This is a genomic window from Polaromonas aquatica (assembly GCF_042659145.1).
GTDB classification, from domain to species: Bacteria; Pseudomonadota; Gammaproteobacteria; order Burkholderiales; family Burkholderiaceae_C; genus Polaromonas; species Polaromonas aquatica.
Genome location: NZ_JBHSRS010000084.1, coordinates 423,892 through 435,513, shown reverse-complemented (window position 1 = coordinate 435,513; position 11,622 = coordinate 423,892). Strand labels below are relative to the sequence as shown.

General features: G+C 62.1%; 10 protein-coding genes. 3 read left to right on the top strand and 7 right to left on the bottom strand.

The genetic code is table 11. The features are described 5' to 3' along the window. The first annotated feature begins 35 nt into the window (after window positions 1-35). Window positions 36-440, top strand: a complete 405-nt coding sequence (locus tag ACFQND_RS23215; RefSeq protein ID WP_371439905.1) for a hypothetical protein — start codon at window positions 36-38, stop codon at window positions 438-440. Between the two features lie 165 nt (window positions 441-605). Here ACFQND_RS23215 and ACFQND_RS23210 read toward each other — a convergent pair whose 3' ends face one another. Next, window positions 606-1,193: a DUF3455 domain-containing protein gene (locus ACFQND_RS23210; protein WP_371439904.1), complete on the bottom strand. Its 588-nt coding sequence runs from the start codon at window positions 1,191-1,193 to the stop codon at window positions 606-608. A 191-nt stretch (window positions 1,194-1,384) separates the two neighbouring features. Then, the gene (locus ACFQND_RS23205) at window positions 1,385-2,053 is read right to left on the bottom strand and encodes a DUF924 family protein (RefSeq protein ID WP_371439903.1); all 669 of its coding nucleotides are present in this window, start codon (window positions 2,051-2,053) and stop codon (window positions 1,385-1,387) included. 71 nt (window positions 2,054-2,124) lie between these two features. Here ACFQND_RS23205 and ACFQND_RS23200 point away from each other — a divergent pair, with 71 nt between their 5' ends. Further along, entirely contained in the window at window positions 2,125-2,958 is an 834-nt protein-coding gene (locus tag ACFQND_RS23200) for an undecaprenyl-diphosphate phosphatase (RefSeq protein ID WP_371439902.1), read from the top strand. Window positions 2,959-2,977: 19 nt separating this feature from the next. Here ACFQND_RS23200 and ACFQND_RS23195 read toward each other — a convergent pair whose 3' ends face one another. From ACFQND_RS23195 to mutS, 5 genes are all read right to left on the bottom strand, one after another. Then, window positions 2,978-4,456, bottom strand: a complete 1,479-nt coding sequence (locus ACFQND_RS23195; RefSeq protein ID WP_371439901.1) for an acyl-CoA-binding protein — start codon at window positions 4,454-4,456, stop codon at window positions 2,978-2,980. After that, window positions 4,446-5,738, bottom strand: a complete 1,293-nt coding sequence (locus tag ACFQND_RS23190; RefSeq protein ID WP_371439900.1) for an MASE1 domain-containing protein — start codon at window positions 5,736-5,738, stop codon at window positions 4,446-4,448. Before ACFQND_RS23190 ends, ACFQND_RS23195 begins: the two co-directional genes overlap by 11 nt. Before the next feature lie 94 nt (window positions 5,739-5,832). Next, window positions 5,833-6,672, bottom strand: coding sequence for an alpha/beta hydrolase (locus tag ACFQND_RS23185; protein WP_371439899.1), 840 nt, complete (start codon window positions 6,670-6,672; stop codon window positions 5,833-5,835). 3 nt (window positions 6,673-6,675) lie between these two features. Then, a complete protein-coding gene (locus ACFQND_RS23180) occupies window positions 6,676-7,503 on the bottom strand; it encodes a peptidase (RefSeq protein WP_371439898.1) in 828 nt (275 codons plus the stop codon). A 21-nt stretch (window positions 7,504-7,524) separates the two neighbouring features. Next, window positions 7,525-10,077, bottom strand: coding sequence for a DNA mismatch repair protein MutS (gene mutS, locus ACFQND_RS23175; RefSeq protein WP_371440083.1), 2,553 nt, complete (start codon window positions 10,075-10,077; stop codon window positions 7,525-7,527). 558 nt (window positions 10,078-10,635) lie between these two features. Between mutS and ACFQND_RS23170 the strand changes: the two genes are divergently transcribed. Continuing rightward, a complete protein-coding gene (locus ACFQND_RS23170) occupies window positions 10,636-11,622 on the top strand; it encodes a Bug family tripartite tricarboxylate transporter substrate binding protein (RefSeq protein WP_371439897.1) in 987 nt (328 codons plus the stop codon).

The window sequence follows — 11,622 nt, the reverse complement described above, 5'->3', positions numbered from 1 at the left end:
CATGGGCACTTTGCGCCCTGTTCAAGGAGAAATATATGAAGACAGCCATCACCGCAAACCGCTCCGGCCTGATCGCAGGCGTCGCTGCCACGCTGGCCGTGGCCGCCCTGGGATTTGCCGGCGCTGCGCAGGCCCGTGACAACGTGTCTTTTTCAGTCGGCATTGGCGTGCCGGGTGTGCAGGTCGGTGTGACGAATGCCTACCCCGTGTATAGCCAGCCGGTGTACGTGCAGCCTCAACCCGTGTATGTACAGCCTCAGCCTGTGTATGTGCAGCCCGCTCCGGTTTACGTCAGGCCCCGTCCGGTCTATTACGGCCAGCCCGTTTATGTGGCACCGCCGGTTTATTACGGCCGCCCGCACAGGCATGGCGGCTATTACGTGCAGGCCCCGCGCCCGGGTTATGGCCCCGGCTACGCACCGGTTTATTACCGTCGCTAAGCCGTTTGCCATCTGACCGATGGCAGGCAACAAGAACCCGCCCTGTGCGGGTTTTTTTATGGGTATTCACAACTTACCGGGTATCAGGCAAAAAAGCAAAGCCCGCAGGCCGGAGTCTGCGGGCTTTCTCTTTCTTCTTGCGTGGTGTGTTGCTAACGGGAGGGCTTAAGAGGCTCTCCAGAAGATGTAGTCGGCCTGGTAGGGGCGGACTACTCGTTGGCCAACTTCGGCCTGGGTGCAGGCGTTCATGAAGTCCTGGCCGTTTTTGGTGTTCACGCGCTGGATGTAGGTGATGTTTTGCAGCATGCCGGGGGCGGGGCCTGGTGTGCCGGCCGAGAGCTGCAGCGGGATGTGGATGCCGCCGACTACGGGCTCGATGGCAACCTGCGTACCGGTCACGCTGGAGCCGTCCATCATGGTCCAGGTAGCGGGCGGGCCTGAATAGGTGCCGACCTGTTTGCCGTCGCGGTCATACAGATTGGCAGAAGGGCTGACCAATACCCAGCCGATGCTGCCGGCTGCCGGGGTGTTGGCGCGGCATTCATAGGTGAGGTTGCCTGTGGCAGTGGTTTCAAGTGCGACCACGTTGCCTGCCGGTACGCGGACTTTTTCAGAGAACTTCGTCTGGTCGTAGGGCCTGACCACAGGCGTGACGTTGCATGCGGCCATCAGGACGGTGGTGCCCAGAACCATGGCCAGTGTGGTGAGTGCGCCCTTGCCATAGGCGCGAACGGTGTTGTGTGTGCTCTTCATGAAAAAATCCCCGGTTGGTTTGCTCAACAGTTTTGTCTGTTGCAGTACAACCCGGGCGGGCAAACACGGCTGTAGGACGCGGGAGACACGATCTGCGGGCAAAACAACCGGGCGGCCGCAGGACAAGGCGCGGGTAACAAGCCGCAGACAGGCTTCAAACGCTGAAGATGCCCACGAAGGCCATGTCCGGCTCACTGGCCAAAACGCGGGCCGTTTTGTAAAAAGGCCTGCTCGTCGGCCGTGTTGCTGCGGCCCAACGCGGCATTGCGGTAGGGGAAGCGGCCAAAGCGGGCAATGATGTCCCTGTGCTGCACCGCAAAGTCCAGGTTGCCCTGCAAGCGGGTCCTGAGTTCTTCGGGGGCGCTTGCGGCCAGTTGCGTGAAACGGCTGACACATTCGTTTTGCAGCGCGAGGTTTTCGGCGTGCATCAGCGGCATGTACAAAAAGACGCGGCCCACCCATGGCAATTGCTGGTCCCATCCCCTGGCCAGGGAATCCATGACCAGTTGCTGGGCCCTGGCATCGCCCGCAAACGCCTGGCCTGTGCCGCGATACACGTTGCGGGTGAACTGGTCCAGCAGCAGCACCAGCGCAAGCCGGGTCAATGGCTGGGCCTCCCAGTCCGGGAGCCCGCCTTGAACTGCCTGCAGCACCTGCCCGCCGAACTGCGCCTTGATTTGTGCGTCCAGCGCCGGGTCGGCACCAAACCAGACGGCCTTCATCTCCCGTGTTGGCCAGCCGGCCTGCAGTCCGTCTGCAAACCAGAACTCAAGGATGGCCTGGGGCGTGGAAGGGACGGGAGAGGTGTTGTTATCGGTAGGCGTCATGGACGTGATGGTGCCAGTGTTTGTAAAGCTCATGTGACCGTAATGTATTTGAATCTGGCAGTTCAGGCGCGGGCGATAATCACGCACCAAACTCAGGAGCCAGCGTGGATATTGCACTGTTGATCAAAGCCGCCGTCATGGGCATTGTTGAAGGCCTGACCGAGTTCTTGCCGATTTCATCGACCGGCCACCTTATTCTGGCGGGCGCCTTGCTGGGTTTTGACGATGACAAGGCCAAGGTGTTTGACATCGCCATCCAGACCGGCGCGATCTTTGCAGTCATCCTGGTGTACTGGCAAAAGATTCGCGACACACTGGTCGCCCTGCCCACCGAAAAGCAGGCGCAGCAGTTTGCTTTAAATGTGTTTATCGCCTTTGTGCCCGCCGTGGTGCTGGGGCTGCTGTTTGGCAAGGCCATCAAGGCGCACCTGTTCACGCCGGTGGTGGTGGCCAGCACCTTCATCATTGGCGGCATCATTATTTTGTGGGCTGAAAGGCGCCAGAAAAACAACCCGGCGGTGGCGCGCATCCAGGAGGTCGAAACCATGACCGCGATGGACGCGCTCAAGGTCGGGCTGGTGCAGTGCCTGGCAATGATCCCGGGTACCAGCCGCAGCGGAGCCACCATCATTGGCGGCATGCTGCTCGGGCTTTCGCGCAAGGCCGCCACGGACTTCTCTTTTTACCTGGCCATTCCCACCTTGATTGGCGCGGGGGTCTACAGCCTGTACAAGGAGCGCGCGCTGCTCTCCATGGCTGACGTGCCCTTGTTTGCGGTCGGGCTGGTGTTTTCCTTTGCCAGCGCCCTGTTGTGCATTCGCTGGCTGCTGCGCTACATCTCTACCCACAGCTTTGTGCCCTTTGCCTGGTACCGCATCGCCTTTGGTGTGGTGGTGCTGGCAACAGCATGGAGCGGTGTTGTGACCTGGGCTGGCTGATCCGGCTGGGCCGGCGAAGTCAGGCCTGCTGGAGTTTTTGCACCAGCTCGGTATAGGCCGCCATCGCCGTCTCGCGGGCCTCGCCCTTGCGCTTGGCCCAGGCATCGTATTTGGCGCGGCCGACCATGTCCATCAAGCCGGGTCGCTCACCCGTGACATCACCTGCCGTTGCCTGCTTGTACAGGGCGTAAAGCGCCAGCAGTGCATCGTCGCCGGGCGGTTTGGCCAGGGTCTTGACGGCCACGCCCGCTGCTTCAAAGGCACGTTCTGCCTCGCTGGGCCCTGTTGCGGCCAGCGGCAGGCCGAAATGGGCGTCTTCGAGTGTTACGTCATCCGGAAACCAGCGCGCCTCCAGCAGGCGGCCAGAGCGCACCGCAAAGGCAAGCACGCCTTGCGAGAGCAGGCTGCCCGCAGTCAATGTGGCCGGCCACACGGCCACGCCGGCGTTGAAGACCGGCTGGCCAAAGGCGCTGAACCTGGCCTGGCCCTGGGCCCACTGCTGCAGCTTGACCAGCCCCCTGGAGCCGCGGTACACGCCGCTGGCACTGTTGTTGCCGGGCTGGAACCAGGCCATGTCGGCGCTGCCTTTGGCATACAGGCCGGCAAAGTCGCCGGCCTCCAGCGCGCTGCGCAATTCCTGGGCAAAGGCCAGCAGGGCATCGGGGCTCATCTTTGCGTCGTCAACCGCCATGCCCAGTGAGGCGGTGCTGCTGGCGCCAAAGAACTCCAGCACGCAGCGCGCGACCTGCTCGCGGTCGTTGTCCACGCAAATCATGTGGTAACTGTTTTCAAGCACCACCATGCGTGCCCTGGCGCCGCCAATCTGCTCGACCAGGTAGTTGGCCGAGTTGAGGCTGGTGAGTTCGTCTTCCCGGGCGTGGATCACCAGCGTTTCGCTGGCCATGCCTTTGAGCCCCTTCATGACCCAGCCGCGCAGCCGGTCCACCTGCCTGATGCAGGCCAGCGGCACCCAGCGGTAATGAAAGTTTTCGCCGCGCGCGAACTTGGCCTTGACGATGGCGCGCAACTGCTCGTTCTTGATGCCGAAGGGGTCTTCTTCCTCTATCTTCATGCGGGCGGGCGCTCCCGGCAGGTAATACACCAGATGGCGCAGTGGTGTGTACCAGGCGGTTGCCCAGCCATCGAAAAAAATCGGCGGGGCCAGAACAATCAGCCGGCCACGTGTGTGGCGTTGGCGTTTGGCGAGCTCGGTGGCGAGCAGCGCGCCCATGCACATGCCCATGATGTGAAAGGTCTCATGCTGGGCAGCCACTTCGTGGTACTTGGCAGTCACCGCTTCCATCCATTGTTCGGCGGTGACCTTGACCAGGTCTTCCGGCGTGGTGCCGTGCCCGGGCAGGGTGAGCGAATGCGTGACAAAACCGGCATTTTTCAGCCGCCTGTGCATGGAGCCCAGGTCGTACTGCGTACCGCCCAGGCCGTGGATCAGGAAAACGGCGGGCGGGGTGCCAGGCACGGGCAGGGCTTCAGCTGCCATGGGGTGCCTCGACCTCAAGCAACGCCGCGACCTGCTCCACCCGGCCGTCTGCGCCGCGCACACCCGAGAGGCGGGTGTCCGTGCTGACCGCCTTGCCATCGCGCCAGCGCAGGGTGTTTTTCCAGAGCGCATGGTCGCGCTGGCCTTGCGTCAGGTCGCGCCAGTCGGCCAGCAGTGCGGGCTGTTCGGCAGGATCGGCGTGGGCAATGAAATCGTGCACGGTCATCAGGTTGGCGGCATCGGTACGCATCAACTCGCTGGCGCCTTCGCCCCATCGGGCCTGTCCCGTCAGGGCATCAAAATTGACCACCACCGTGCGGTTGGAGTCCAGCACCTGCCGGTAGCGTGTGCGCCAGTCCTGTGCGTCCGCCAGGGCCTGTGCCGCCGTGGCGCCCAGCGCGTTGACCACGCCGACCAGCAGGGCCATCACGGCGACGTAACCCTGCACCTCGATCACGGCTTCGCCCTTGAATCCCTCGATTTCCGAAAACGGGCCACCGCCCGCATTGGTCCAGGCGATCAGGGCCAGGGCTGCGACGAGCGTGGCCAGTGTGGCGCCGCGCTCCTTCCAGAGAATGGCCGTCACCACGATGAAGGGCAGCGGCAGGTAGGTGAGCGTGGGGCCTAGCGAGGCGCCAAAGCGGTCGGACACATCGCTTGAAAAGATCAGTGTGGCGACCACAAAAAACATCAGGAAAGTACCGGCGCCGGCCAGGAACTGCCCGGTGCCCATGCCGCCCGAGCGTTTGATGCGAAAACCCGCGAATGAAAGAATCAGCGGGGTGATCAGCAGTATGCCGACGACGGTGGTGCAAAACCAGACACGCCATTCGGTTGCCAGCTCGACCTGCTCCGGCAGTACCCAGTTCCAGAGCATCAGCGCCACGCTGGCACCCAGGGCCGCCGTCAACAAGGCTCCCAGCAGCAGGCCGACATAGGCTTTGCCGGGCTCGGCCCACCCGTCGGGTCCCGCCGCGCGCAGCCGCTGGGCAAGCCATGCGCCCAGCCCGGCCGACAGTACCTCGTTGAGGCCGAAGCCGAGGGCCTGCAAAACACTCAGGCCGTCAAGAAGGCCCAGCAGCATGGTGGCGACAGCGGCGCCCAGCAGCACTGCAGGGCGCCTGGGCGCCTTGACCACGAGCAGCGCGCCAAAGGTGATGCCGGTTGCCAGCCAGACCGAGGTGCTGAGGGTGGCGGCATCGCTCAAGCTGTGGGACAGCATGGCCGCGAAGGCCCATGCGACAAACGTCACAAGCGTGGTGACGATGAAAGGTGCAGCCATGAAAATCCTCCTCGGAAGCAACAGAGCCATCACAGCGCGGCAGCGCCTAGCGGTTTTTTTGTTAGTTTAGCGTTGCCCGCCGCTCAAGAACGCATCAATGGCCCATGTTAAGCAATGCGGCTTCGACGGCGGCTGCCGTGGCGGCCGGCTTTTCCATGGGGAACAGGTGGCTGCCGTCGAGCATCATGATGCGGCCCTTGGTGACTTTTTCGGTCATGGCCATGCCGACCTGTTTCATCTCGACCGACTGGCGCCCGCCGATAAAGGCCACCGGGCATTTGACCGGGTGGCGCCTGAGCAGTCGGTCCAGGTTGTCGGGCAGGGTGTTGTAAATGGCGGTTTCCACGTTGCGGTCAAAGCTGAGCAGCCGCTGGCCTTCTCCATCGTGGGTGCCATGCTCGATGTAGTCGCGCAGCACTTCTTCGTCCCACAGCGCAAACGCCTTTTTGCTGCGGAAATGTGCAAACACCTCGTCCTTGCCCAGCCACTGGTTTTTGCGTTTGCGGCTGATGGCGCCTGGCGACACTGAGCCGACCAGCCGTGCACGTTTGGCCACGCTGAGCGCTGCGGCGCGCCAGCCGCCCAGCACGGGCGAGTCCAGCAAGAGCACGCCGCGCACCGGCTGGCCGCCCAGCGCGGGATGGCGGGCGGCGCACATCAGGCTTAAAAAGCCGCCCAGTGAATGGCCCACCAGAAACGCCGGCTGGCCCGATTTTTCAACCTGCTTGGCCGTGAAGTCGGCGAGTTGCTGCACCAGGTGCGGCCAGTTGCTGGTGACGGGATAGGCGGGGTCGTGGCCGAATTTTTCAACGGCCTTGACGGCATAACCGCGCGTTTGCAGGTTGCGAAACAGGACGCCGTAGGTGCTGGCCGGGAAGCTGTTGCCGTGGGAAAAGATGATGAGGGGTTTGGCGGAGGGGGATGCGTTGGGCACGGGCTAGATCAGTTTTTCTTCGGGGGAGGTAATTTTTTTAAGGGGCTGGTTGCGCGTCAGCGGGGTCATCAGCGGCACTTGCGTTTCGCCGCCATCCCAGGTCGGGTCTTCAATGCTGTCAAAGACCTCGCGCAGTTTTTTGCCCCAGTTGTCGTGCAGCATGCGGAAGTAGGGGTTGTCGTAGTCTATGCAGACCAGCTTGTCGCTTTTGAATGTGCCCACCTCATACAGCACCATGTCCAGCGGCAGTCCCACGGACAGGTTGGACTTGAGCGTCGAGTCCATGGACACCAGCGCGCATTTGGCGGCTTCGTCCAGCGGCGTGTCGGGCGTGATGACGCGGTCCAGCACCGGTTTTCCGTATTTGGATTCGCCGACCTGGAAGTAAGGCGTCTCCAGCGTCGCCTCTATGAAGTTGCCGGCTGAATAGACCTGGAACAGGCGCATGCCTTCGCCCTTGATCTGTCCGCCGAAGATCAATGAGACGTTGAAGTCGACGCCGGAGTTTTTCAGGTCCTCTGCATCGCGCTCATGCACACGGCGTATCGCCGAACCCAGCACGCGCGCCGCCTCAAACATGCTTTTGGCATTCCAGATGGTGATGGGCGGGCCGCCGTCCGCATCCTTGACCTGCTCGACCTGCAGGATTTCCCGCACCGACTGCGAAATGGACAGGTTGCCGGCCGACAGCAGCACCATGAAGCGGTCGCCCTGCTTTTCATAAATGATCATCTTGCGGAAGGTGCTGATCTGGTCCAGCCCCGCGTTGGTACGCGAATCGGACAGGAATACCAGCCCGGCATTCAGTTTGATGGCAACGCAGTAAGTCATAGATGGTGTGGGTAAGAGGGGTCAGGTCTGGGTCGAGAGCTTTTTCAGCCGGTAAAGCGCATCCAGTGCTTCACGCGGGCTCAGGGCATCAGGATCAATGGTAGCCAATGTCTTGTCAACTGCGCTTTGCTCCATGGCGGGCGCTTCGGGCGGCGCTGCAAACAGGTCGACCTGGGCGCGGGCCTCAGTCTGGTGCGCTTCCAGCGCATTGAGCGCGTGGCGCGCATGGTTGACGACGGCGGCGGGGACACCTGCGAGTTTGGCCACGGCAATACCGTAACTCTTGCTGGCGGGGCCGGGCTCGATGTGGTGCAGAAACACGATGTCGGCGCCGGACTCGACGGCGCTCACATGCACGTTGATGGCGCCATGGTGCTGTGCCGGGAATTCGGTCAGCTCGAAGTAATGCGTGGCAAACAGCGTGAAGGCCTGTGTCTTGTTGTGCAGGTAGGCCGCAATGCCGCCGGCCAGCGCCAGGCCGTCAAAGGTGGAGGTGCCCCGCCCGATCTCGTCCATCAGCACCAGCGAATGCGGTGTGGCTGCGTGCAGGATTTGCGCGGCCTCGGTCATCTCCAGCATGAAGGTGGACTGCGCATTGGCCACGTCATCGGCCGCGCCTATGCGGGTGTGGATGGCATCAATCGGCCCGAGCCGGCAACTGGCGGCGGGCACGTAAGAGCCCACGCTGGCCAACAATACGATCAGCGCCACCTGGCGCATATAGGTCGATTTACCACCCATGTTGGGGCCGGTGATGACCTGCATGCGGCTCCTGCCTGTCATGCTGCAGTCGTTGGCAATGAAGGAGCCGGCACCTAGCTCGGCCAGCCGCGCTTCCACCACAGGGTGCCGGCCTTGCGAGATGTCTATGCAGGGTTCCTTGACGAACACCGGTGCCGCCCAGTTCAATGTGAGCGAGCGCTCGGCCAGTGCGCACAGCGCATCCAGCGCAGCCAGCGCGCGCGCCAGCCGGCTGAGCGCCGGAATGAAATCCTGCAACTGGTCCAGCAGTTGTTCATACAGCCACTTCTCGCGTGCCAAAGCGCGCTCCTGCGCCGACAGGGCCTTGTCTTCAAAGGTCTTGAGTTCGGGCGTGATGTAGCGCTCGGCGTTTTTCAGGGTCTGGCGGCGGCGGTAGTCGTCGGGCACCTTGTCCAGCTGGCCCTGCGTGACTTCGATATAAAAACCGTGCACCTTGTTGAATTGCACGCGCAGGTTGGCAATGCCGGTGCGGGCTTTTTCGCGGCCTTCGAGGTCCAGCAAAAACGCATCGCAGTTGGTCTGTATGGCGCGCAGCTCGTCCAGGTCGGCATCACAGCCGTGGTTGATGACGCCGCCGTCGCGGATCAGCGCGGCGGGCTCGTCCAGCACATAACGTTTGAGCAGCGCCGCGCAACCCTCGGGTGGCTGCAAATCACCAAAAATATTGGTCAAAAGTGCCGGTAGCCCATGCTGGATGGGCGCAAGCAGCTCTGCTTTTTGTAGCGTCAGTTGCAGCGCCACAAGCTCGCGCGGGCGCACCTGGCGCAGTGCGATGCGGGCGGTGATGCGCTCCACATCGCTGCTGCCCTTGAGCTGGCCGCGCAGGGTCTGCTGCAGGCCGCCGCGCAAATGCGTGATGGCTTCCAGCCGCGACGCAGCTTGGGCGCGGTCGCGGCGCGGGCTCAGCAGCCAGCTTTTCAGGGCGCGGCTGCCCATGCCGGTGGTGCAGCTGTCGAGCAGTGAGAACAGCGTGGGTGAGTCCTCGCCGCGCAGCGTTTGCGTGAGTTCGAGGTTGCGCCGCGTGGTGGGCGGCAGTTCAATCAGTTCGCCCGAGCGCACCACCTGCAGGCCCCGCACATGGGTCAGCGCCCGGCCTTGCGTGTGTTCGGCGTAACCCAGCAAGGCGGACGCCGCGGCATGCGCCTCTTTCAGGTCTTCGGCATTCCACGATGCAAGCGAGGCGACCTTGAGCTGGTCCAGCAGGCGGCGCGCGCCCAGGGCAGCGTCAAACTGCCAGGCCGGGCGGGCGCTGACGGCGCAGCGCTGGGTTTTGAGGCGCTGCTCAAAGGCCGGCGTGACATCGACGTTGTAAAGCAGCTCGCTGGGCGCAATGCGCGCCATCCACATTTCCAGCTCCTCGCTGGCGCAATGGGCCAGGTTGATCTCACCCTGCGTGACGCTGAGCCAGGCCAGGCCACAGGTGTTGCGTGCGCCCTGGTGCACGGCCAGCAAAATGGATTCGGTCTTGTCGCTCAGCAGTTCGGTGTCGGTCAGCGTGCCGGGCGTGACGACCCGTACCACCTTGCGTTCGACCGGGCCCTTGCTGGTGGCCACGTCGCCGACCTGTTCGCAGATGGCGACTGACTCACCCAGCTTGATGAGTTTGGCCAGGTAGCCTTCCAGGGAATGAAAGGGCACACCGGCCATGACCACCGGCTCGCCCGCCGACTGGCCGCGCCGTGTCAACGTGATGTCGAGCAGGCGCGCGGCTTTTTCAGCATCGGCAAAAAAGACCTCATAGAAGTCGCCCATGCGGTAGAAAACCAGGGTGTCGGGGTACTCTGCCTTGATGCCCAGGTACTGGGTCATCATCGGGGTATGTTTTGAAAAATCGGCACCCTCCCTCTGGGGAATGTCGGTTTTCTCTATATTTTTCAACACTTTACGCTCCGGTTTATCACTCTCTATCGCCCTCTGATGATCTGCAATTTGCCCCATCGGTCTGCCCAAAGAGCCTGAAAGCCGTCAAAACGGTAAATCGATCGGTAATCCAGACTTCTTTTGGCGAAATGCCAGGGCTGAAGCTCAATCGGGGAAAGATCCACACCTGAAGGCCACCCTAACGACAGACCTCATCTCAAAGATGACGCTGCCGAAGGCATGCGAACCGGACAGGAAATACGAGGCCTGGGGGCCATGCTCTGCTCCCAATTATCTTGTATGTGACGCACACCGCGACGTGCTGGTAACTACGGGGACAACACGCTGGCTGAATTCCTTGCAAGAGGCGATGCCAGGGCCAAAAGGAGTCACTTTTTCTCAATCAGAGATCACATAAGAAAACCTTATGTTTTTCGGCGCCGTCGCCTTGCGGGCTGGCACCCTTCATCAGCACAATTTGCCATCACCCAACTTTTTAGAGACACCGCCATGAAAAGCCTTTCACGTCGCCTTTTGTTAGCTGCAGTGGTCACTGCGCTGCCGGTCCTTCCGTTTTCGGCCCAGGCCCAGAATTATCCCGACAAGCCCGTCAAACTGGTGGTGGGGTTTGCGGCGGGCGGGCCTACCGACATCCTTGCCCGTATTTTTGCAACCGCTTTCGGGAAAGCGCTTGGCACTTCGGTCATTGTTGATAACAAAGGTGGCGGTGGCGGGGCGATTGGCGCCCAGGCCGTGGCCCGGTCAGACCCGGACGGCTACACGCTGATGTTTGCCGGCGACGGCCAGCTGGCATTGCTGCCCCAGATGATGACCAAAGCGGGCTACGAGACGAAACGGGATTTTGTGCCCATTGGGTCAGTGGCAGGTCAATCCAATGTATTGATTGCGAACAAGGCTTCCGGCATCACCGACTTGCCATCCCTGCTTGCACAGGCAAAAGCCAATCCAGGGCGCATTTCCTTTGGTTCGGCGGGCAATGGAACGCCCACGCACCTTGTTGCGGCATTGTTTGAGAACGCAACCGGGGTGAAACTTCTGCATGTGCCATACAGGGGAGCGGGTCCCGCAATGGCAGACCTGCTGGGTGGGCAGACAAACCTCATGTTTGTCGGCACGCCTGTCGCTCTCCAGCAGGCATCCCGCCCCCAGATGGCCGTGATTGCAATCACCGGGAACAAGCGCTCACCAAGCCTTCCGCAGGTGCCTACGTTTGCGGAAGCGGGCATTCGCGGCATGGGAGATGAAACGGCGGTGTGGTGGGCCGTTGTAGCGCCGGCTCAGGTGCCGCAAGCCATTCAAGCCAAACTGGTTCAAGCCATGAAAACAGCCATGGCTGATCCGGAGTTGCGCGCAGCCATCGCAGCACAAGGAGCTGATGTGCTCGACAAAGACGGCGCAACCGTCGCGAACTGGATTGCCAGGGATCACGCCCGTTGGGCAGGTCTGATCAAGAGCAAAAAAATCACCACCGAGTGA

Coding starts and splice junctions, on each gene's coding strand:
- ACFQND_RS23180 (WP_371439898.1), bottom strand. CDS start 7,503: ATGACTTACTGCGTTGCCATCAAACTGAATGCCGGGCTGGTATTCCTG.
- mutS (WP_371440083.1), bottom strand. CDS start 10,077: ATGATGACCCAGTACCTGGGCATCAAGGCAGAGTACCCCGACACCCTG.
- ACFQND_RS23210 (WP_371439904.1), bottom strand. CDS start 1,193: ATGAAGAGCACACACAACACCGTTCGCGCCTATGGCAAGGGCGCACTC.
- ACFQND_RS23195 (WP_371439901.1), bottom strand. CDS start 4,456: ATGGCAGCTGAAGCCCTGCCCGTGCCTGGCACCCCGCCCGCCGTTTTC.
- ACFQND_RS23190 (WP_371439900.1), bottom strand. CDS start 5,738: ATGGCTGCACCTTTCATCGTCACCACGCTTGTGACGTTTGTCGCATGG.
- ACFQND_RS23205 (WP_371439903.1), bottom strand. CDS start 2,053: ATGAGCTTTACAAACACTGGCACCATCACGTCCATGACGCCTACCGAT.
- ACFQND_RS23215 (WP_371439905.1), top strand. CDS start 36: ATGAAGACAGCCATCACCGCAAACCGCTCCGGCCTGATCGCAGGCGTC.
- ACFQND_RS23170 (WP_371439897.1), top strand. CDS start 10,636: ATGAAAAGCCTTTCACGTCGCCTTTTGTTAGCTGCAGTGGTCACTGCG.